This window comes from Burkholderia sp. SIMBA_051, assembly GCF_046534915.1.
GTDB lineage: Bacteria > Pseudomonadota > Gammaproteobacteria > Burkholderiales > Burkholderiaceae > Burkholderia > Burkholderia ambifaria.
Window position 1 is genome coordinate 156,701 of the sequence record NZ_JAWRXS010000006.1, and the last position, 20,142, is coordinate 176,842.

The 20,142-nt window shown below is 64.8% G+C and carries 20 protein-coding genes; 14 read left to right on the top strand and 6 right to left on the bottom strand.

Annotated features, from left to right (window positions below; all coding sequences use genetic code 11):
* Window positions 1–6: 6 nt before the first annotated feature.
* The gene (locus SB771_RS16290; RefSeq protein ID WP_011659430.1) at window positions 7–297 is read right to left on the bottom strand and encodes a DUF3331 domain-containing protein; all 291 of its coding nucleotides are present in this window, start codon (window positions 295–297) and stop codon (window positions 7–9) included.
* 674 nt (window positions 298–971) lie between these two features.
* On the opposite strand from SB771_RS16290, the gene SB771_RS16295 reads away from it, so the two are divergent.
* The 9 genes from SB771_RS16295 to SB771_RS16335 all read left to right on the top strand — a co-directional run bounded on the left by SB771_RS16295 (window position 972) and on the right by SB771_RS16335 (window position 10,202).
* Complete coding sequence (locus SB771_RS16295; protein WP_175658837.1) at window positions 972–1,736, top strand: SDR family oxidoreductase; 765 nt, start codon at window positions 972–974, stop codon at window positions 1,734–1,736.
* Between the two features lie 94 nt (window positions 1,737–1,830).
* Window positions 1,831–2,673, top strand: coding sequence for an ureidoglycolate lyase (locus tag SB771_RS16300; RefSeq protein ID WP_175658838.1), 843 nt, complete (start codon window positions 1,831–1,833; stop codon window positions 2,671–2,673).
* A 23-nt stretch (window positions 2,674–2,696) separates the two neighbouring features.
* Window positions 2,697–3,974, top strand: coding sequence for an L-fuconate dehydratase (locus SB771_RS16305; RefSeq protein ID WP_175658839.1), 1,278 nt, complete (start codon window positions 2,697–2,699; stop codon window positions 3,972–3,974).
* Window positions 3,975–4,027: 53 nt separating this feature from the next.
* Complete coding sequence (locus tag SB771_RS16310; protein WP_175658840.1) at window positions 4,028–4,804, top strand: SDR family oxidoreductase; 777 nt, start codon at window positions 4,028–4,030, stop codon at window positions 4,802–4,804.
* Between the two features lie 12 nt (window positions 4,805–4,816).
* Window positions 4,817–6,358, top strand: coding sequence for a sugar ABC transporter ATP-binding protein (locus SB771_RS16315; RefSeq protein WP_175658841.1), 1,542 nt, complete (start codon window positions 4,817–4,819; stop codon window positions 6,356–6,358).
* A gap of 19 nt (window positions 6,359–6,377) precedes the next feature.
* The gene (locus tag SB771_RS16320; protein WP_011659424.1) at window positions 6,378–7,415 is read left to right on the top strand and encodes an ABC transporter permease; all 1,038 of its coding nucleotides are present in this window, start codon (window positions 6,378–6,380) and stop codon (window positions 7,413–7,415) included.
* Between the two features lie 78 nt (window positions 7,416–7,493).
* On the top strand, window positions 7,494–8,435 hold the full coding sequence (locus SB771_RS16325; protein WP_175658842.1) for an ABC transporter substrate-binding protein: 942 nt from the start codon (window positions 7,494–7,496) through the stop codon (window positions 8,433–8,435).
* A 43-nt stretch (window positions 8,436–8,478) separates the two neighbouring features.
* Window positions 8,479–9,369, top strand: a complete 891-nt coding sequence (locus tag SB771_RS16330) for an amidohydrolase family protein (RefSeq protein WP_175658843.1) — start codon at window positions 8,479–8,481, stop codon at window positions 9,367–9,369.
* Window positions 9,370–9,440: 71 nt separating this feature from the next.
* Window positions 9,441–10,202, top strand: a complete 762-nt coding sequence (locus tag SB771_RS16335) for a FadR/GntR family transcriptional regulator (RefSeq protein WP_175658844.1) — start codon at window positions 9,441–9,443, stop codon at window positions 10,200–10,202.
* Between the two features lie 8 nt (window positions 10,203–10,210).
* On the opposite strand, the gene SB771_RS16340 is transcribed toward SB771_RS16335, so the two are convergent.
* On the bottom strand, window positions 10,211–11,452 hold the full coding sequence (locus SB771_RS16340; RefSeq protein ID WP_175658845.1) for an NAD(P)/FAD-dependent oxidoreductase: 1,242 nt from the start codon (window positions 11,450–11,452) through the stop codon (window positions 10,211–10,213).
* Between the two features lie 214 nt (window positions 11,453–11,666).
* Between SB771_RS16340 and SB771_RS16345 the strand changes: the two genes are divergently transcribed.
* From SB771_RS16345 to SB771_RS16360, 4 genes are all read left to right on the top strand, one after another.
* Window positions 11,667–12,392 (top strand): SMI1/KNR4 family protein, encoded by a 726-nt coding sequence (locus SB771_RS16345; RefSeq protein ID WP_175658846.1) that lies wholly within the window; start codon window positions 11,667–11,669, stop codon window positions 12,390–12,392.
* 187 nt (window positions 12,393–12,579) lie between these two features.
* Window positions 12,580–13,287: a YfiR family protein gene (locus SB771_RS16350; RefSeq protein ID WP_175658847.1), complete on the top strand. Its 708-nt coding sequence runs from the start codon at window positions 12,580–12,582 to the stop codon at window positions 13,285–13,287.
* Window positions 13,284–14,552, top strand: a complete 1,269-nt coding sequence (locus tag SB771_RS16355; protein ID WP_175658848.1) for a diguanylate cyclase domain-containing protein — start codon at window positions 13,284–13,286, stop codon at window positions 14,550–14,552. The genes SB771_RS16350 and SB771_RS16355 overlap by 4 nt, the downstream gene beginning before the upstream one ends.
* A gap of 84 nt (window positions 14,553–14,636) precedes the next feature.
* Window positions 14,637–15,149, top strand: a complete 513-nt coding sequence (locus SB771_RS16360; RefSeq protein WP_175658849.1) for an OmpA family protein — start codon at window positions 14,637–14,639, stop codon at window positions 15,147–15,149.
* Between the two features lie 81 nt (window positions 15,150–15,230).
* Here SB771_RS16360 and SB771_RS16365 read toward each other — a convergent pair whose 3' ends face one another.
* The 4 genes from SB771_RS16365 to SB771_RS16380 form a co-directional block, all read right to left on the bottom strand.
* Window positions 15,231–15,377 carry a hypothetical protein gene (locus SB771_RS16365; protein ID WP_244096772.1) on the bottom strand — a complete coding sequence of 49 codons (147 nt, stop codon included), beginning with the start codon at window positions 15,375–15,377 and terminating at the stop codon, window positions 15,231–15,233.
* Window positions 15,378–15,530: 153 nt separating this feature from the next.
* Window positions 15,531–16,430, bottom strand: coding sequence for a hypothetical protein (locus tag SB771_RS16370; protein WP_175658850.1), 900 nt, complete (start codon window positions 16,428–16,430; stop codon window positions 15,531–15,533).
* A 162-nt stretch (window positions 16,431–16,592) separates the two neighbouring features.
* A complete protein-coding gene (locus SB771_RS16375; RefSeq protein WP_175658851.1) occupies window positions 16,593–17,009 on the bottom strand; it encodes a DUF2515 family protein in 417 nt (138 codons plus the stop codon).
* Window positions 17,010–17,116: 107 nt separating this feature from the next.
* Window positions 17,117–17,566, bottom strand: coding sequence for a DUF2515 family protein (locus tag SB771_RS16380; protein WP_175705317.1), 450 nt, complete (start codon window positions 17,564–17,566; stop codon window positions 17,117–17,119).
* A gap of 1,413 nt (window positions 17,567–18,979) precedes the next feature.
* On the opposite strand from SB771_RS16380, the gene SB771_RS16385 reads away from it, so the two are divergent.
* Window positions 18,980–20,098 carry a branched-chain amino acid ABC transporter substrate-binding protein gene (locus SB771_RS16385; protein ID WP_105831872.1) on the top strand — a complete coding sequence of 373 codons (1,119 nt, stop codon included), beginning with the start codon at window positions 18,980–18,982 and terminating at the stop codon, window positions 20,096–20,098.
* Window positions 20,099–20,142: the final 44 nt, after the last annotated feature.

The following is a 20,142-nucleotide window of genomic DNA, read 5'->3' on the forward strand; positions in this document are numbered from 1 at the left end:
CGGACCTCAGAGTGTGCCCGCCAGCGCCAGTACTTCCGCGGCGGAGATCATCGCGGCCGCATTCGCGGGAGCCGGGCGCTCGGCCGGGCGGAATACTTCGTCGCCGCGCTGGATGACCTGGCGCGACAGTGCGCAGGTGCCGGTGCGCTGCGCGAAGCGGCGCCGCCAGCGCTGTTCGCCGTAATGACAGCGGCCGGGTTCGACCCAGCGGACGACGAGCAGCGTATCGGAACGTTCGAGAATTTCGACGTGGACGTCGGCGGGATCGAGCGCAGGCAGGGATTTCGAGGCCTTCATTTTGCCGTTTCCTAAAACTCGTGCGGTTCGGCCGTGGCAGTGGATGTCACTACCCGCGGGCGCATCCGTAGCGGTTTCCATGAGTGGTGCGGTAAATGTAAGCGTCTGTGACCGGAAAAAACATCCTGTCTGGCTCAAATTACCTTTTGCCGAATCAGAAACAATCGCCGCGCATTTTCTTGAAAAAGCAGCGACAAAAGCGCCCCGGACGCGAACGTCCGGGGCGAAAAATCGGGCCGCGCCACCGTGGCTGCTCGCTCAGTCACGTGGACACCGCGGAGGACGGAGGTGCCCGTCAGGGATCTGCGACGGGCGGGGGCGGTGTACCGGGAAGCGCGGTCCGGCAACACCATGATCGCGCGCGCACCCGGTTAGAACCCTGACGCGAACATGACTTTCTTGTCAGTTTCGGCCGGCCGGCGCGTGGTGCGGGCCTCGACACTCGCCGCAAACCCCCGCCGGTATTGGCTTCGCGCGACGAGCAGCCGATCGCTGGCAGCCTCGAAAGAGCCGTTGCACCGCCGGCTTTACTCCGTTCGCCCCGATTCTCCCGCTCGGGAAAATACTGAATCGCGCGTTCGTGACAAATCTCGAAACTGTTCCTATGATTGGTTGGACCTTTAGTCCTTTGTGCCAATCGATCGGCTCGGCCGACTTCCACAGGAGAAGTGCTCATGAGATTGCAGGGCAAGCGCGCGCTGGTGACGGCGGCCGGGCAGGGTATCGGCCGCGCGACCGCGCTGCGGTTCGCAAGCGAGGGCGCCGACGTGCTGGCGACCGACATTAACGAAGCCGCGCTCGCGCAACTCGCGGCCGACGCCGAACGCGCGGGCGGCCGCCTGACGACGCGGCGGCTCGACGTGACCGACGCGGGCGAGGTCGCGGCACTCGCCGCGCAGGAGCGCGCGTTCGACGTGCTGTTCAACTGCGCCGGCTACGTGCACCACGGTTCGATCCTCGACTGCGACGATGCCGCCTGGGCGTTTTCGCTGAACCTGAACGTCACGTCGATGTACCGGCTGATCCGCGCGCTGTTGCCGGCGATGCTGGAAGCGGGCGGCGCGTCGATCATCAACATGGCGTCGGCCGCGTCGAGCGTGAAGGGCGTGCCGAACCGCTTCGTCTACGGCACGACCAAGGCGGCCGTGATCGGCCTGACCAAGTCGGTTGCCGCCGATTTCGTCGAACAGCGCATTCGCTGCAACGCGATCTGCCCGGGCACGATCGAGTCGCCGTCGCTGGAACAGCGGATCGCCGAACAGGCGCGCACGCGCCAGGTGTCGACCGACACGGTGCGCCAGGCGTTCGTCGCGCGGCAGCCGATGGGTCGTATCGGCACCGCGGATGAAGTCGCCGCGCTCGCGCTGTATCTGGCGTCCGACGAAGCGTCGTTCACCACCGGCGCGATTCACCTGATCGACGGCGGCTGGTCAAACTGACCGTGTCGAACTGACCGTGTCGAACTGACCGTGTCGAACTGACTCTCGAACTGACCGCGCTCCCCCATTCCCTTTCCTATTCCATTCAGACGACATGAAACTGCTGAGATTTGGCGACAAACACCATGAGAAACCGGGCCTGCTCGACGCGCAGGGAACGATCCGCGACCTGTCGGGCGTGATCGACGATATCGCCGGCGACGCGCTGACGCCCGCGTCGCTCGCACGGCTGCGCGACATCGACCCGTCGTCGTTGCCGCGCGTCGAAGGCACGCCGCGGCTCGGCGCATGCGTCGGCCGCGTCGGCAAGTTCATCTGCATCGGGCTCAATTATTCCGACCACGCGGCCGAATCGGGCATGGACGTCCCGAAGGAGCCGGTCGTGTTCGGCAAATGGACGAGCGCGATTTCGGGGCCGAACGACGACGTCGAGATTCCGCGCGGCTCGGAGAAGACCGACTGGGAAGTCGAGCTCGGTGTCGTGATCGGCAAGGGCGGCCGCTATATCGACGAAGCCGACGCGCTGTCGCACGTCGCCGGCTACTGCGTGGTGAACGACGTGTCCGAGCGCGAATACCAGCTCGAGCGCGGCGGCACGTGGGACAAGGGCAAGGGCAACGACACGTTCGGCCCGCTCGGCCCGTGGCTCGTGACGGCCGACGAAGTGCCCGATCCGCACGCGCTGCGGCTGTGGCTGGAGGTGGACGGCCACCGCTACCAGAACGGCACGACCGCGACGATGGTGTTCCGCGTGCCGCATCTGATCAGCTACCTGAGCCGCTTCATGAGCCTGCAGCCGGGCGACGTGATCTCGACCGGCACGCCACCGGGCGTCGGGCTCGGCCAGAAGCCGCCCGTCTATCTGCGCGCCGGCCAGGTGATCACGCTCGGCATCGACGGGCTCGGCGAGCAGCGCCAGCGCACCGTGCAGGCCTGATTTCCTTTAACGGACCGTTCGCCATGCCTATCATTCGATCGATGCGCGTCCTCGACGTGCGCTTCCCGACCTCGCGCCAGCTCGACGGCTCCGATGCGATGAATCCGGACCCCGATTATTCGGCTGCGTACGTCGTGCTCGAAACCGACCACGACGGGCTCGAAGGCCACGGGCTCACGTTCACCATCGGGCGCGGCAACGAAATCTGCTGCGCGGCGATCGACGCGATGCGTCACCTCGTCGTCGGCCTCGACCTCGACTGGATCCGCGAGGACATGGGCCGCTTCTGGCGGCACGTGACGTCGGACAGCCAGTTGCGCTGGATCGGCCCCGACAAGGGCGCGATCCACCTGGCGACGGGCGCCGTCGTCAATGCGGTGTGGGATCTGTGGGCGAAGGCCGCGGGCAAGCCGCTGTGGCGGCTCGTCGCCGACATGAGCCCCGAGGAAATCGTGCGCGCGATCGACTTCCGCTACCTGACCGACTGCCTGACGCCGGACGAGGCGCTCGCGCTGCTGCGCCGCCAGGCACCCGGCAAGGCCGCGCGGATCGCGACGCTCGAGCGCGACGGCTACCCGTGCTACACGACGTCGGCGGGCTGGCTCGGCTACAGCGACGACAAGCTGCGCCGGCTGTGCCGCGAGGCGGTGGACGCCGGTTTCGACTACGTGAAGCTGAAGGTCGGCGCGAACCTGGAGGACGACATCCGCCGCGTGACCATCGCGCGCGAGGTGATCGGCCCCGAGCGCAAGCTGATGATCGATGCGAACCAGGTGTGGGAAGTCGGCGAGGCGATCGACTGGGTGCGCGAGCTGGCGTTCGCGAAACCGTGGTTCATCGAGGAGCCGACGAGTCCCGACGACGTCGAAGGGCATCGCAAGATCCGCGAGGCGATCGCGCCCGTGCAGGTCGCGACCGGCGAGATGTGCCAGAACCGCGTGCTGTTCAAGCAGTTCATCGCGCGCGGCGCGATCGACGTCGTGCAGATCGACGCGTGCCGGCTCGGCGGCGTGAACGAGATTCTCGCGGTGATGCTGCTGGCCGCGAAGTACGGGCTGCCGGTGTGTCCGCATGCGGGCGGCGTCGGGCTGTGCGAATACGTGCAGCATTTGTCGATGATCGACTACGTGTGCATTTCCGGCACGAAGGAAGGGCGCGTGACCGAATACGTCGATCACCTGCACGAACATTTCGTCGAGCCGTGCGTCGTGCGCGGCGCGGCGTACATGCCGCCGACGGCGCCCGGCTTCTCGATCGAGATGAAGCCGGAATCGTTGGAGCAGTATCGGTTCCGCGGCTGAAGCACGACGCCGCGCGTCGCGCGCGGCTACAACATGAACGACGGAGACGCGAAGTGGATTTGAATCTGCAAGACAAGGTCGTGATCGTGACCGGCGGCGCGTCGGGCATCGGCGCAGCGATCTCGATGCGGCTCGCCGGCGAAGGCGCGATTCCGGTCGTGTTCGCCCGCCACGCGCCGGACGACGGCTTCTGGCGCGAACTCACGCAGACGCAGCCGCGCGCCGCGCGCGTGTCCGTCGAACTGCAGGACGACGCGCAGTGCCGCGACGGCGTCGCGCAGACCATCGCGCGTTTTGGCCGCATCGACGGCCTCGTCAACAACGCGGGCATCAACGACAGCATCGGCCTCGATGCGGGGCGCGACGCGTTCGTCGCATCGCTCGAACGCAACCTGATCCACTACTACGTGATGGCGCATCACTGCGTGCCGCATCTGAAGGCCACGCGCGGCGCGATCGTCAATATTTCGTCGAAGACGGCCGTCACCGGGCAGGGCAACACGAGCGGCTATTGCGCATCGAAGGGCGCGCAGCTCGCGCTCACGCGCGAATGGGCGGTCGCATTGCGCAACGACGGCGTGCGCGTGAACGCGGTGATCCCGGCGGAGGTGATGACGCCTCTCTACCAGAACTGGATCGCCGGCTTCGACGACCCGGATGCGAAGCTGGCGGAGATCGCCGGCAAGGTGCCGCTCGGCAAGCGCTTCACGACCGCCGACGAGATTGCCGACACGGCCGTGTTCCTGCTGTCGGAACGCGCATCGCACACGACGGGGCAGTGGCTGTTCGTCGACGGCGGCTATACGCATCTCGATCGCGCGATCGGCTGAGGACGGCGAGCCATGCAACCTGATTCGAACCCCGCCGCCGCACCTGCCGCGCTGATCGAGCTGACCGGCGTCAGCAAGCGCTTTCCGGGCGTGCAGGCGCTCGACGATTGCCGGTTCGACCTGCGCGCCGGCGAAGTGCATGCCCTGATGGGCGAGAACGGCGCCGGCAAGTCGACGCTGATGAAGATCCTCGCCGGCGTGTATCAGAAGGACGGCGGTGAAATCCGGATGGACGGCCGCGCGGTGGAGATCGACGATCCGCGCGCCGCGCAGGCGCTGGGGATCGGCATCATCCATCAGGAACTGAACCTGATGAACCACCTGAGCGTCGCGCAGAATATCTTCATCGGGCGCGAGCCGCGCGGCCGCTTCGGCGTGTTCGTCGACGAGGAGAAACTCAACCGCGACGCGGCCGCGATCTTCGCGCGGATGCGGCTCGATCTCGACCCGCGCACGCCGGTCGGCCGGCTGACGGTCGCGAAGCAGCAGATGGTCGAGATCGCGAAGGCGCTGTCGTTCGACTCGCGCGTGCTCATCATGGACGAGCCGACCGCCGCGCTGAACAACGCGGAGATCGCCGAGCTGTTCCGCATCATCGGCGAGCTGCGCGCACACGGTGTCGGCATCGTCTATATCTCGCACAAGATGGACGAACTGCGCCAGATCGCCGATCGCGTGACGGTGATGCGCGACGGCAAGTATGTCGCGACCGTGCCGATGGCCGGCACGTCGATGGACGCGATCATCGCGATGATGGTCGGCCGCCAGCTCGATACCGAATTCCGCACGCCGCCCGATACGTCCGCCAACGACGTCGCGCTCGAAGTGCGCGGGCTGTCGCGCGGGCGCGCGATCCGCGACGTCGGCTTCACGCTGCGGCGCGGCGAGATCCTCGGCTTCGCGGGGCTGATGGGCGCGGGCCGCACCGAGGTCGCGCGCGCGGTGTTCGGCGCGGACCCGGTCGACGCCGGCGAGATCCGCGTGCACGGCAAGACCGTGACGATCCGCACGCCGGCCGACGCGGTCGCGCACGGGATCGGTTATCTGTCGGAAGACCGCAAGCACTTCGGGCTCGCGGTCGGGATGGACGTGCAGAACAACATCGCGCTGTCGAGCATGCGCCGCTTCGTGCGGCGCGGCCTGTTCCTCGATGCGCGCCAGATGCGCGACACCGCGCAGTCGTACGTGCGGCAGCTCGCGATCCGCACGCCGTCGGTCGCGCAGCCCGCGCGGCTGCTGTCGGGCGGCAACCAGCAGAAGATCGTGATCGCGAAGTGGCTGCTGCGCGATTGCGACATCCTGTTCTTCGACGAGCCGACGCGCGGCATCGACGTCGGCGCGAAAAGCGAGATCTACAAGCTGCTCGACGCGCTCGCCGCCGACGGCAAGGCGATCGTGATGATCTCGTCGGAGTTGCCCGAGGTGCTGCGCATGAGCCACCGGATTCTCGTGATGTGCGAAGGGCGCGTGACCGGCGAGTTGCGCGCGGCCGACGCCACGCAGGAAAAGATCATGCAGCTCGCGACGCAGCGCGAGTCGACCGTATTGTCCTGAATCAGACGCTTACCCGATCATGCCCAACGATACGCATCCCGTTCCGCCTCTGGCCACCGGCGACACGCCGGCCGGCGCAGCCGGCCTGAAGGCCCGCTTCTTCAATCCGGCCGCGCGGCAGAAGCTGCTCGCGTTCGCGAGCCTCGTGCTGCTGATCGCATTCTTCAGCTTCGCATCGCCGAACTTCCTCGACGTCGACAACCTCGTGTCGATCCTGCAGGCCACCGCGGTAAACGGCGTGCTGGCGGTTGCGTGCACCTACGTGATCATCACGTCGGGCATCGACCTGTCGGTCGGCACGCTGATGACGTTCTGCGCGGTGATGGCCGGCGTCGTGCTGACGAAGTGGGGGATGCCGCTGCCGCTCGGGATCCTGGCCGCGCTGGGCTTTGGCGCGCTGTCGGGCAGCGTGTCGGGCTTCGTGATCGCGAAGATGAAGGTGCCTCCGTTCATCGCGACGCTCGGCATGATGATGCTGTTGAAGGGGCTGTCGCTCGTGATCTCGGGCACGCGGCCGATCTACTTCAACGACACGCCGGGCTTCACGTCGATCGCGCAGGATTCGCTGATCGGCAGCCTGATTCCCGCACTGCCGATTCCGAACGCGGTGCTGATCCTGTTCCTCGTCGCGATCGGTGCATCGATCGTGCTGAACCGCACGATCTTCGGCCGCTACACGTTCGCGCTCGGCAGCAACGAGGAAGCGCTGCGGCTGTCCGGCGTGAACGTCGATGCGTGGAAGATCGCCGTCTACACGTTCAGCGGCGCGGTGTGCGGGATCGCGGGGCTCCTGATCGCATCGCGGCTGAATTCCGCGCAGCCGGCGCTCGGGCAGGGCTACGAACTCGATGCGATCGCGGCCGTCGTGATCGGCGGCACGTCGCTGTCGGGCGGCGCGGGCAGCATCGTCGGCACCATCATCGGCGCGTTCATCATGAGCGTGCTGACCAACGGCCTGCGCATCATGTCGGTCGCGCAGGAATGGCAGACGGTCGTGACGGGCGTGATCATCATCCTCGCCGTCTACGTCGACATCCTGCGCCGGCGCCGCCGCTGACCTACGTAGTTGTATGCGCATCTGCTTCACCGCCGGCCGGGCCGGCGTTTCAGTCGATACCAACCAAGGAGACGCGAAGTGATCAGGAGCAAGATGTTGAACGCGATCGTCGGGCTGACGTTCGCCGTCGGCGTGACGGCCGGCGCGCAGGCGCAGGAAGCCTATATCCCGCTGATCTCGAAGGGCTTCCAGCATCAGTTCTGGCAGGCCGTGAAGGCGGGCGCGATGCAGGCCGCGAAGGACTACAAGGTGAAGGTGACGTTCGAAGGCCCCGAAACCGAGGCGATGGTCGACAAGCAGATCGACATGCTGTCCGCCGCGATCGCGAAGAAGCCGGCCGCGCTCGGTTTCGCGGCGCTCGACAGCAAGGCCGCGCTGCCGCTCCTGAAGAAGGCGCAGGCCGAGAAGATCCCCGTGATAGCGTTCGACTCGGGCGTCGACAGCGACATCCCGGTGACGACGGCCGCGACCAACAACAAGGCCGCCGCCTCGCTCGCCGCCGACAAGCTCGCCGCGCTGATCGGCGACGAAGGCGAGGTCGCCGTGGTCGCGCATGACCAGACGAGCCGCACCGGCATCGACCGCCGCGACGGCTTTCTCGAACGGATGAAGTCGGCGCACCCGAAGGTGCGGGTCGTGACCGTGCAGTACGGCGAAGGCGACCAGCTGAAGTCGACCGAGGTGACGAAGTCGATCCTGCAGGCGTATCCGAAGCTCAAGGGCCTGTTCGGCACCAACGAAGGCTCGGCGATCGGCGTGGTGAACGGCGTGCGCGAGATGAAGCGCAAGGTCGTGATCGTCGGCTACGATTCGGGCAAGCAGCAGAAGGACGCGATCCGCAGCGGGCTGATGGCCGGCGCGATCACGCAGAATCCGATCGGGATCGGCTACAAGACCGTCGAGGCGGCCGTGAAGGCGATCAAGGGCGAGAAGCTGCCGAAGGTCATCGATACCGGTTTCTACTGGTATGACAAGACCAATATCGACGACCCGAAGATCTCGGCGGTGTTGTACGACTGAGCGTGACGTGATGCCGCGTTCGAGCGCGAACCACGAGGACACCATGGGCGCAGTGCGTATCGATTCCCATCAGCACTTCTGGCGTTACCGCGCGGCCGACTATCCGTGGATCGGCCCCGGCATGGGCGTGCTCGCCCGCGATTACCTGCCCGACGCGCTGTGGCCGCAGATGCATGCGCAGGCGCTCGGCGCGTCGATCGCGGTGCAGGCGCGCTCCGGACGCGACGAGACGGCGTTCCTGCTCGATCTCGCCCGCGACGACGCGCGCATCGCGGCGGTCGTCGGCTGGGAGGATCTCGGTGCGCCGGCGCTCGCCGAGCGCGTGGCCGAATGGCGCAGCCCGAAGCTGCGCGGCTTTCGGCATCAGATGCAGGACGAAGCCGACGTCGGCGCGTTCGTCGCGGATCCCGCGTTCAATCGCGGCGTCGCGTGGCTGCAGGCGAACGGTTACGTGTACGACGTGCTCGTGTTCGAACGCCAGTTGCCCGACGTGCGCGCGTTCTGCGCACGGCACGACGCGCACTGGCTCGTGCTCGATCATGCGGGCAAGCCCGCGCTCGCCGAGTTCGACCGCGACGACACTGCGCTCGCACGCTGGCGCGCCGCGTTGCGCGAGCTGGGCGCGCTGCCGCATGTCGTGTGCAAGCTGTCGGGTCTCGTGACCGAGACGGACTGGCGGCGCGGCCTGCGCGGGCAGGACATCCGGCACATCGAGCAATGTCTCGATGCGGCGCTCGACGCGTTCGGCCCGCAGCGGCTGATGTTCGGGTCGGACTGGCCTGTGTGCCTGCTCGCGGCGTCGTATGACGAAGTGGCGTCGCTGATCGAGCGCTGGGCCGAAGCGCGATTGTCGGCGGCCGAGCGCAACGCGTTGTGGGGCGGCACGGCCGCACGTTGCTATGCGGTGCCGGGCGACCCGAAGGCCGGCATATAAAATAGGCGCGAGCGGCCCGATGCGTCATTCGTCGGGCCGTCCGCAACGCAACCGCTTACCTGTCTCAACGTATGTCCATCCAGCCGATTCAGAACCGCCGCCTCTACCAGCAGATCGCCGACAAGCTCAGCGCGATGATCGGGTCCGGCGATTTTCCGCCGGGCAGCTATCTGCCGCCCGAGCGCGAACTGGCCGAGCAGTTCGGCGTGTCGCGCACGTCGGTGCGCGAGGCGCTGATCGCGCTTGAAGTGAGCGGGCTCGTCAGCGTGCGTGTCGGCGACGGCGTGAAGGTGCGCCAACCCGAGGCGGCTGCCGCACCGCAGCCGCGGCACGAGACGAAGGTTGCGCCGTTTTCGATCGTCGAGATCGATCCGGAGCTCGGCATCGCGCTCGACCTCGATACCGAAATCCCGCCGTTTGCGCTGTTGCAGGCACGCCGGCTGATCGAGCCGGAAGCCGCATCGCTCGCGGCGAAACACGGCTCGGACGAGCAGATCGAAGGGATTCACGACGCGTTCCTGCGCAACCAGGAAGACAACCGCAGCGGCTCGCTCACGCATCCGGGCGACCGGCTGTTCCATATCCGTATCGCGGAGGCGAGCGACAACCCGGCTTATGCGCTGATGATCAAGCAGTTGCTCGCGCACAAGTACGACCTGATGTTCCAGCGCCTGCAGTCGCTGTACATGCCCAACGATATGCCGCACCGGTCGGAGCTGGAACACCGCGCGATCCTCGACGCGATCCGCGCACGCGACCCCGAGGCAGCGCGCCGCGCGATGGCCGAGCATCTCGACGAGGTGATCCGGATCTTCGGGCGCGCGCTCGACTGAGCGCGCGCTTAAAAGCGATCGGCGCGGTAGGGCGTCGGATCGGTGAACGGTGCTTCGCCCGTCATCATCTCGGCCAGCAGGCGGCCGGAGACGGGACCGAGCGTGAGCCCGTGATGGTTGTGCCCGAACGAGAACCACAGCCCGCGATGCGCGGGCGCGGGGCCGATCACCGGCCGCATGTCCGGCGTGCACGGCCGGAAGCCGAGCCACGGCTGCGGGTCGAGCCGTTCGCCGAAGCCGAACACCGGGCGTGCGACGCGCTCCGCGCGATCGAGCTGCACGCCGGTCGGCGGCAGGCCGCGCCGCGCGATCTCGACGCCGGTGGTCAGCCGCAATCCGCGCCGCATCGGCGCGATCACGTAGCCGTATTCGCGATCGACGATCGGCGCCGACGGCGCGCCGCGTTCGGACGGCGCGTAGTGCATGTGATAGCCGCGCTTCTCGCGCAGCGGAATCTTGTAGCCGAACTTGCCGAACACCGTGTCGGACCATGGGCCGAGCGCGACGACCACGGCCGGCGCGGCGATCCTGCCGTGTTCCGTCGTGACCTGCCAGCCCGGCGACAACGCGTCGAGGCTCGCGGCATCGCCCGTGAGCAGCGTGCCGCCGCCTTGCACGAAGAGTTGCGCGTAGGTTTTGACGAGCGCGGACGGATCGACGACGCTTTTCGGATCGAGCCAGTGCAGCGCACCGCAGAAGCCGGGCGCGAGGCTCGGTTCCTGATCACGCAGTGCCGCGGCATCGAGCGGCGTGATGCCGAGCCCGTGGCGGCGCGCGGTGAGCCCCGCATCGGCGACCGCGCGTTCGAATGCAGCCGGCGTGCGGAACGCTTCCATCCAGCCGCTGGCACGCACCAGTTCCCCTGCGCCGGCACGCGCGATCAGCGCGTCGTGCTCGACGATGCAGCGCTCGATTAGCGGCAGCATGTCGCGCGACGCGGCTGCGTGACGCATCGGTGCCGATTCCCACCAGAAACGCGCGAGCCACGGCGCGAACGCGGGCAGCGACGTGCTGTGCCAGTAGAGATCGGTGGAGCGGTTCAGCGCGTAGCGCATCAGCGTGAACGGGCTGCGCGGAAACGGATACGGTTCGATCGACGAGCGCTCGATCAGCCCTGCGTTGCCGAAGCTCGTGCCTTCGCCGGGCGCGCCGCGGTCGACGAGGGCGACCTTGCGGCCGCGATCCTGCAGGTGCAACGCGGCGGAGACGCCGACGATGCCTGCGCCCAGAACGATTACGTCGAAGTCCATCGTGTATTGGCCGTTAGCGGGGGCGCATGGCCGCGGTGCGGTGTGCGCCCTGGTTGGAGTGGCTCGAACCGCAAGGATACTCGCGGTGGGGCGGGGCACCAAGGGGGGCGCGTCGCCGACTCGGTGCGCGTGGCCCGCGCGTGGTGATTCGCGATCGTCGCCGTCATGCGGGACAGTAGAATGCGCGGGTTTCGACATTCAACGGTGACGCGCGATGATCGAGTTGTCCGCATACGCATACGCAGCGGAGTTGAAGCGCTTCCGCGCTACCGGCAGCGTGTGGCTCTCGGCGCATGAGATTCCGGCTGGCGTCGAGGTGCCGCCGACTTGGCTCGCGTTGCTGAGTGCTTCAGATGATCGGGTTGCCGACGAGCTCGTGCAGATGTGGGCGGGCGTCATCGATCGATTGCCGGCGGTTGCGCAATTCTTTCGCGACAAGCTCGCGCGGCCGGCTGTGTTTCGCAGCGGTGATGGCGACGTCATGCTGCTGTATCCGTACATGGTCGAGTCCGGCGATCTGAATTTCTTCATCGGTCGTATGCCGCTCGGCGAGCGGGCGCCGGTCGGCGAATCGTTCTGGTCCGCGCTGCCGGATGATTTGCGATTTTTCTACGAGAACGTGCACGATGGGTGGACCTTCTTTCCCGCCAATTCGATGGGACCGATGCCGATCGGCGACCAGACCGCGCTGACCGACAAGCTCCACCTGACGAGCGACGAGACACGCAAGCTCGGCGTGAATCCGGATCTCGTCTGGACGATATTTCAGAACGGCAGCGGCGACTATCTGTGCGTGGATCTTCGCGACAGTGTCGGCGATGGCAGCGCGGCTGGACGACTCTGGTGGCACGAGAATCCGGCCGAACTCGAGCCGGTCGATTTCTGGGCCGTCATGAACGCGTGGTTCGAGATCTTCGTCGAGGAAGCCGACAAGCGGTGACTTGATATGCGGGCGGACGTGCCGCGTCGTTTCTGCGTACCGTATGACGTTACTTGCGGGTGTATCCCACTGGTTTGGGATACGAATTTTTACCTAAGATGGAAGCATTCGTGCGCGTGAGACGGTGCTTGCATGCGCATGCAGGTAAGCGGTAGCGCCGGGAACGACTGCAGCAGATGTTTCCATCATGGATGCGAGTGTGTGCGCGGCGGCTGCGAGTCATGCAGCCGTATCGACGCCAGTGCGCGCGGCGGCAATCGCTGCGCATACGGCGTCCGGCCGACCGGGCCGAGTCGCCACGTTACGCCGCGCGTTCGTCGCAATCGTTTGCGTTCTGAGCGGTGCGCCGGCCGTCCTCGCCGGGGCGTCTGCCGATCCGGACGAGCCGGGCGAAACCGTGCGCATCGCCGCCCCCGGGCCGGCCGTCACTCCTGCCAATCCCGCGATTTCCTCACACGACTCCACCGTGCGCCAGGTCGTGCTCGGCATCGTCAGTTTCACGCGCTGGCCGTCGACACCCGTTCGTCTGCATTTGTGCGTGACCGGTCGCCCCGACTACGCGGCCGGCCTCACCGACACGTTGCAGGCCGGCTCGACCGTGCTCGACGTGCAGCGCGTGCGCTTCGACGATCCCGCGCTCGGCCTCGCATGCGACGTCGTCTATCTCGGCACCCTGGGCGACGATCAGCGAGCACGGGTGAGAGCCGCGCTGGCGGGCCGCCCGGTGCTGACGATCGCCGAACACGACGAGTCCTGCACCGCGGGTGCCATGTTCTGCCTCGCCGTCGATGGCGAACGCGTGACGTTCGACATCAATCTCGACGCCGTCGCGCGCAGTGGCGTGCGCGTGCATCCGAACGTGCTCAATCTCGCGCGACGGCCGCTGACGCCATGACACGTTCCGCGCCCCCCATTTCGTCTTCACGCGTGCCGCGCCCGACGCTGCAAAGCGTGCTGCGTCGCGCGCATTTGCGCCTCGCCTTCGTCGCGGTTGCGATGGCCGCCGTGTCGCTGATCGTCGTCGCCGTGATCGCGTTGCGCGCGTATGCCGGCAACAACCTGAACCTGCTGGCCCGCTCGCTCGGCTATACGGTCGAGGCGGCGCTCGTGTTCGGCGATCGCGTCGCGGCAAACGAGGCAATTGCAACCATTGCCAACGACGAGGACGTCGCGCAGGTGGTCGTCACCAATGCCAGGGGACAGTTGTTCGCCACCTGGAAGCTGCCCGCCGAAGGCCGGATCGCCCGACTCGAGCGCGGTGTCGCCAATCTCGCGCTGCCCGGGCCCGTGACCATTCCGGTGATGCACGACGGCATCGTCGTCGGTCAGGTCATCGTGCGTGGGCGCGGACACCAATTCTTCGGATTCCTGCTGGGTGGCATCGGTGGCATTCTCGGCTGCCTTGCTGTCAGTGTGCTCGGCGCGTATGTCAGCTCGAAGCGACTGCTGCGCAGCATCGTTGCGCCGCTGCGCGCGCTCGCCGGCGTCGCGCATGCCGTGCGGCGCGAGCGTGCGTTCGGGCGGCGCGTCGAGCCCGCGACGATCGCCGAACTCAACCAGCTCGGCGACGACTTCAACGCGCTGCTCGACGAATTGGAAGACTGGCAGAACACGCTGCGCGACGAAAACGCATCGCTCGAACACAAGGCGACGCACGATGCGCTCACCGGGCTGCCTAACCGCGCGCAGTTCGAGTCGCGTCTGTCGGTGGCGCTTTGCGATGCCGTGGTGACCGGTCAGCGGGTCGCCATCCTGTATCTCGACTGCGACCGCTTCAAGGAGATCAACGACTGCCTGGGCCACGATGCCGGCGATGCGGTGCTGGTCGGTGTCGCGGCGCGGCTGCGCACGCAGGTGCGCGAGACGGATCTGGTCGCGCGCCTGGGCGGCGACGAATTTGCGGTGATGCTGGGCACTGTGCGCGACGTGGAAAGCGTGTGCCGGATCGCCGACGAGATTTTGTCCGGCATGGTGCCGTCGATCGAGCTGCCCGACGGACGCATGGTGGCCACCATGATGAGTGCCGGCGTGGCGCTGTATCCCGATCACGCGTCGGACGCGAACGGCTTGCTGCGGGCGGCGGATGCCGCGATGTACCGCGCCAAGCGCACGCGGCCGGGGACGTGGCAGTGGGCGGAAGGCGTTGCCGGGCGGGTGTGATGTCTATCGTTTCGCGCCGCGGGCGAGGCCGCGGCGGCGGGATAAGAAGCGCACGCGGCGCGGGCGCATACGAAGGGGACGATGATGAAAAGCTCGTTGCCGGTGAGCATTGGGAGGCTGTGCGTCGGAAGCGCGGTGCTGCTGTGTCTGTTGCTTGGCGGGTGCAAGACGCCGCCGACGCTGCATCGGGGGCTCACGCAGACGCAGGTCACGGCGCTGAAGTCGGCCGGGTTTCAGGAGACGGGGCAAGGGTTCGAGTTCGGGTCGAGCGGGCCGATTTTGTTCGATTTCGACCGGTATAACCTGAAGCCGGATGTGAGGCGGATCGTCGAGCGGATCGGGAGGACGTTGAGGTCGGCCGGCATCAATGGGGTGCGGGTTTATGGGTACTCCGATGACGAGGGGACGGTGGCTTACGATCGGGAGCTGTCGCGGCGGCGGGCGGAGGTGGTGGCGATCGAGCTGATTGATGTAGGACTGGACGGGAAGCGGATTGCGGTTGTAGGGAAGGGGAAGAGCGATCCGGTGGGCGATAACCGGACGCCAACCGGGCGGGCGCAGAATCGGCGGGCGGCGATTGTGGTTTCGCCGCGGTGAGGGGGCGGTCAGGGCGCGATGATGGCAGTGGATACTCGGACCGCCTCAGGAGAGCGCAGTCCTAAAAACGAACATGGACAATCAATCGTCGGGAGCAGGCTGCGCAATGAGAATAGCTCCATACGTCGTTTTATGTCCCTCCAAAGCCATCGGCTGCCCGAAATCTTCGCATCCCTCGAGCCCCTCAGCGATTTCAAAGAGATGTGGCGCGCAAAGCGGGCACGTCACCTGATCGCCTTCGTGCGATGGGAACCTTGGCCTGGCTCCAAGTGGAGGATGGGCTGCCCGAAATCACCTTGCCGCCGTGGCTTGTCGTATCGCCGACCACGATCTGCGCTCGTCCGTGCAAGTTCGCTCGTTGCATCGCCTAGCTCTCCAAGATCAATGAGTGTCGCCAGCTTTGGCCGAAAAGTCGGGGGCCTCATACGGCGGCGGCAGATATGTCGTATCGATTGTGTAGCCCTGAGCCTTCAATTCCGTTTCATGTTTCGCTCGTTCTGTCCTGGCCGGCGTCAATTCGTCAGACAGGTATTGCTTCCACTGCCTCCGGCGTTCGATACTATCAGTAAAATACGGTGTGTAATTGTCAGATGCAGTGCTCACCTGAATGTCGGTCAAGTAATACCCCATGTCGGGAGTCGACGAGGATTGATACGACAGAGATAGTGTCAAAAATACGCCGTCAGTATAAAAAAGCCATCTTGGCTCGGACACAATTAAGTTTCTCCATTCCTCTCCGGTCGGCATGTAGGTCGAGTCGATCGAATAAAGAGCGCCTGGTTTTGACAAGGCATAGGCCGTTGCCTCTTTACCGACGAGCCGCGGATCGGAGGTTTCAATATACCTCTTCCATCCCGCGGCTCTCAATTTTGCTAGCAGGGCTGCGATCTTGTCGCGAGCCTCTTCATACGAGGTTGTGCCCGAAGGCGAGATCTTGAAATGGACATCCCAATTTTCAACTCCGCTTTCTGGACTGTCTTTGTCCCCCAGACCTGTCACGATCGTGACATTGTCGAGGTCGAACGAGTGCTGTCCTTGGCTATATTTCACTAGTCCAAGCTTCTTTGGGTCGTCCCAGTGCATCTGATACGCATAAACGCCAGAAGGGTGATTCATTGTATAAAATCCTTGGGCTACGGCATCCGATTTTCCGTCTACTCCGAATTTAATGGTGACAACTTGAGACGGCATTGCTTTGTCCTTTTTGTCTTGGGCGGTTGTTGATGCGTAAATTGCAGTGCACAAAGAAATTGCTGCCAAAGTCCACCACCAGATTCTCATTAATTTGCGTTTAACCAATATCGGCATAGTCGCCTTTATGTGAAAAGTCAATCATGTCAGGCCGCCCATGGCGGCAATGGTCTTGAGTTCAATCTGCATGTAGGTACGCTGCTTCTGCATTAGAAAGTGGAACAAATTTCCGGTGTCTTTGATCCATGCCATTCACTGAGCATAATCCTCGAGAATCAACTCCTTCGGCGCGTTCGAGCGATATTGCATGTCGGACGTTTCATCCTGCGCCGTGAAGCTTAGCTGCAGAGGTGGAATCAGAGCGTGAAATGCACGTGCTGGCGCGGCCCACCACTTATCCGAACTGGTTGCGTCGTCCATGGTTCTTTGGAATTTGAGCTTGCTGATAAAGGCCTTGTCGTTATGGATCAACCCTTGCAACACTTCGCCCTGTTCATGCTGTGCCATGACCCACAGATGGTTGAACGCAAAGGCAGCTTTCTTCTTTTCATTTGCGGTCTCTTCCCATTGCTTGACAAGATCGAACCCCATGGACACGCGCGGAGTTCCATTTGAAGTAGCACGGATTCTCGGCGTCGGGACCAAGGAATTTTCCGGATCCTGCGTCATCCATTGATGCGCTGGCTTCATTGATCACCGGGCACTTGGGAACGACGTCGCTTGCCCACTGCTGGCGCATCAAGTTCTTCTGCACCGTGGGATGGTACTGCCGGCTATCACGCTGCTTGGCACACGCCTGGAACGCAGCCGGGTCCGCCGCATATCGGTAGCACCAGGTCAGTAGGTCGTTGTAAATCCACAGATTCTTTGCCGAGTCCCTCGTGGACGATACCCATGCCGGGCACCTTGTCCATCTGCCAGCTTTCCAGGTTAGCCGAAACCTGTTTGGCGGCGAACGCCCCCAGCCCGGTCCAATAGAACCGGCCAACCTTGCCCTTTTCCCCCAGGTGAAAATCTTCGAGGAACATACGCGCGTAGCTCGAGGCTACTCGGCGGGCTCGCGCTCCATAATTCTTCCCGACAAACGACGCATCGCCGGGCTCGATCTTGGTTTCGGAAATAGTGTGCGAGCTGAATCGATAGTCGGGCGTTCCGCATAGCTGCACTTCAAGCCAGTAGGGCGGCCACCACCGGCCACCCCCAACCATCACCAAGCGATATTGCAAGACGACCGCGCCGTCCCCGCACCGCCCGTAGCTGTGCAATGCGAACCCGCGCCGTTGTCATAGAACGTCCGCGTCTCCGGTTGCGGTACTGACGGATCGTACGGATTTGGCGCACCGTGCGGACCGCGCGCGGCATCGAAAGATCGCGTCGGCGCATACGAGTTTCCGCCGCCCGGAGCGTATGACCCACTGGCCCGCAGATATTCATTCCAGTTCAGTTCACGCTGCTCGTGCCCGGGCAACGCGCGCCCGAAGCTATCGCTCCCACCCGCACCGAGCGCGACGCGATTCGAAGGCAATACCGAATCGCCAGATCCGTGTTCATCCGAAGACTGAGGCGCAAGCGCATCGCCCGAAACCCGCACCGGCCGCGTATCCGGCGTATCGAACGGACTACGTCCGACTGGCGCCGCATACTCGACTTGCCGCGTCGTCCGCGGCACAGGCCCATCATCCCGGCTCACAACTCGACGTTCCGAACGAAACACATTGGCGCCGCCCGACCGATCGACCAGCGAATCGCGACCTGAAGCGTCGGCAATAGAAACAGAAAGCGCACACGCAAGCGCGGCAGCGGAAGAAAAACGGAGAGGATGATTCATTGGCGATCCGAACCAGGTGATATGCAAGGACAAAAAAACGGCAGATCACTGGCTGGCGGCTGGGCGACGGAAGGGTGTCGAAGCGGCCCTGAAGCGACTACGGGGCGCGGCGGACGCGACACGCAGGAAGGCTGGCTGGATTGCAGAGGCGAGTTCGCATTATTTCACAAAATTAACAATCGGCTTTCGCGTGAGACTAAATCGTCAGCAAAAAGAAGGATTGACCGCCCCGCCCCAACGCCCCGCATCGGTGCACGCCAACCCAATCCTCAGTCAATTGATTTAAAACGCTACGACCCTGTAAAGCCAAAAAATCGTACGCGGCGCCCCGAACCTCACAGCGAAGCCCACCCAGCAAGCCTCCCACCCGCCACCCCACCCAAAATCGCAACCCAATTGCACCCACCGCAAACGTTACCACTCCCACCAAGTTGCGCCCCCATCGCCACCCACCACCCGGCAAGTTTCTCCGTGTTTTCCCTCATAACACCGGCATTTTTGACAGACGATTTAAAAACGCCCATATAATTTCGGCTGCCTTGCCAATGGCTGTCGGACCATCCCTCCGAACGAGCACTTTGGCAAGCGGGGCAGGCGAAACGCTTGCGCAATGCAAGACGCATCACGATGTCTTTCCGAACCAGACGTCCCCTTCGGGGACTGCAAGAGCCGGGCCCCGCTACGCATCATTCATCCGCAGGTCCGTCTTCATGTGTCTCGGGCGTGTCCCATGTCCTCGCCCCGGGTGCTGTTCGATTGCGCAAGTCATGCCGCCTTTGCCCGTATGACTAACAACATCGAGGAGCTCCTGATGACGCTGTCCCGTCTTACGTCCATTTCCGCCGCCGCCGTGCTGTTCGCCGCCGGCGCCGCCGCCGCGCACGCGGAAACCGTGAAGATCGCCATCGCTGGTCCGATGAGCGGTTCGGTCGCCCAATACGGCGACATGGTGAAGGCCGGCGCGCTGACCGCGATCGAACAGATCAACGCGGCAGGCGGTGCGGGCGGCAACAAGTTTGAAGTGGTGATGATGGACGACGCTTGCGAACCGAAGCAGGCCGTCGCCGTCGCCAACAAGATCGTCAGCCAGAAGATCAAGTACGTGATCGGCCACGTGTGCTCGGGTTCGACGATCCCCGCATCCGACATCTACGAAAACGAAGGCATCGTGATGGTCACGCCGTCGGCCACCGCGCCGCAGCTGACGGAAGGCAAGAAGCGCCACTTCATCTTCCGCACGATTGGCCGCGACGACCAGCAAGGCCCGGCCGCCGCGCACTACATCATCAACAACGTGAAGCCGAAGAAGGTCGCGATCCTGCACGACAAGCAGTCGTACGGCCAGGGCATCGCGTCGTCGGTGAAGAAGGACCTCGAAGGCGCGAAGATCCCGGTCGTCCTGTTCGAAGGCGTCAACGCCGGCGATTCGGACTACTCGGCGATCATCACGAAGCTGAAGTCGCAAGGCGTCGACTTCGTCTACTTCGGCGGCTACCACCCGGAAATGGGCCTGCTGATGCGCCAGGCGCGCGAGCAGGGCGTGAAGGCAACGTTCATGGGCCCCGAAGGCGTGGGCAACAAGGACGTGACGGCGATCGCCGGCCCGGCGTCGGAAGGCATGCTGGTCACGCTGCCGGCCGACTTCTCGGCCGACCCGTCCAACGCAGGTCTCGTGAAGGCCTTCGCGGACAAGAAGCGCGACGCGAACGGCCCGTTCCAGATGCCGTCGTACGCAGCGGTGAAGATCATCGCCGACTCGATCGCGGGAGCGAAGACGACGGACCCGACGAAGGTCGCCGCGTACATGCACAAGACGACGTTCGACACGCCGATCGGCAAGGTCGCGTATGACGCGCAGGGCGACCTGAAGTCGTTCAAGTTCGTCGTCTATACGTGGCACAAGGACGCGACGAAGACCGCCGCCCGGTAATACGGAGTACCCGCCCCGCGCACCGCTCTGCCCGTCACCCGGGC

Bases quoted from the DNA above. Each gene is read 5' to 3' on its own strand.
- SB771_RS16290 (WP_011659430.1), bottom strand. From the start codon at position 297: ATGAAGGCCTCGAAATCCCTGCCTGCGCTCGATCCCGCCGACGTCCAC.
- SB771_RS16295 (WP_175658837.1), top strand. From the start codon at position 972: ATGAGATTGCAGGGCAAGCGCGCGCTGGTGACGGCGGCCGGGCAGGGT.
- SB771_RS16300 (WP_175658838.1), top strand. From the start codon at position 1,831: ATGAAACTGCTGAGATTTGGCGACAAACACCATGAGAAACCGGGCCTG.
- SB771_RS16305 (WP_175658839.1), top strand. From the start codon at position 2,697: ATGCCTATCATTCGATCGATGCGCGTCCTCGACGTGCGCTTCCCGACC.
- SB771_RS16315 (WP_175658841.1), top strand. From the start codon at position 4,817: ATGCAACCTGATTCGAACCCCGCCGCCGCACCTGCCGCGCTGATCGAG.
- SB771_RS16320 (WP_011659424.1), top strand. From the start codon at position 6,378: ATGCCCAACGATACGCATCCCGTTCCGCCTCTGGCCACCGGCGACACG.
- SB771_RS16330 (WP_175658843.1), top strand. From the start codon at position 8,479: ATGGGCGCAGTGCGTATCGATTCCCATCAGCACTTCTGGCGTTACCGC.
- SB771_RS16335 (WP_175658844.1), top strand. From the start codon at position 9,441: ATGTCCATCCAGCCGATTCAGAACCGCCGCCTCTACCAGCAGATCGCC.
- SB771_RS16340 (WP_175658845.1), bottom strand. From the start codon at position 11,452: ATGGACTTCGACGTAATCGTTCTGGGCGCAGGCATCGTCGGCGTCTCC.
- SB771_RS16345 (WP_175658846.1), top strand. From the start codon at position 11,667: ATGATCGAGTTGTCCGCATACGCATACGCAGCGGAGTTGAAGCGCTTC.
- SB771_RS16350 (WP_175658847.1), top strand. From the start codon at position 12,580: ATGGATGCGAGTGTGTGCGCGGCGGCTGCGAGTCATGCAGCCGTATCG.
- SB771_RS16355 (WP_175658848.1), top strand. From the start codon at position 13,284: ATGACACGTTCCGCGCCCCCCATTTCGTCTTCACGCGTGCCGCGCCCG.
- SB771_RS16360 (WP_175658849.1), top strand. From the start codon at position 14,637: ATGAAAAGCTCGTTGCCGGTGAGCATTGGGAGGCTGTGCGTCGGAAGC.
- SB771_RS16370 (WP_175658850.1), bottom strand. From the start codon at position 16,430: ATGAGAATCTGGTGGTGGACTTTGGCAGCAATTTCTTTGTGCACTGCA.
- SB771_RS16375 (WP_175658851.1), bottom strand. From the start codon at position 17,009: ATGACGCAGGATCCGGAAAATTCCTTGGTCCCGACGCCGAGAATCCGT.
- SB771_RS16385 (WP_105831872.1), top strand. From the start codon at position 18,980: ATGACGCTGTCCCGTCTTACGTCCATTTCCGCCGCCGCCGTGCTGTTC.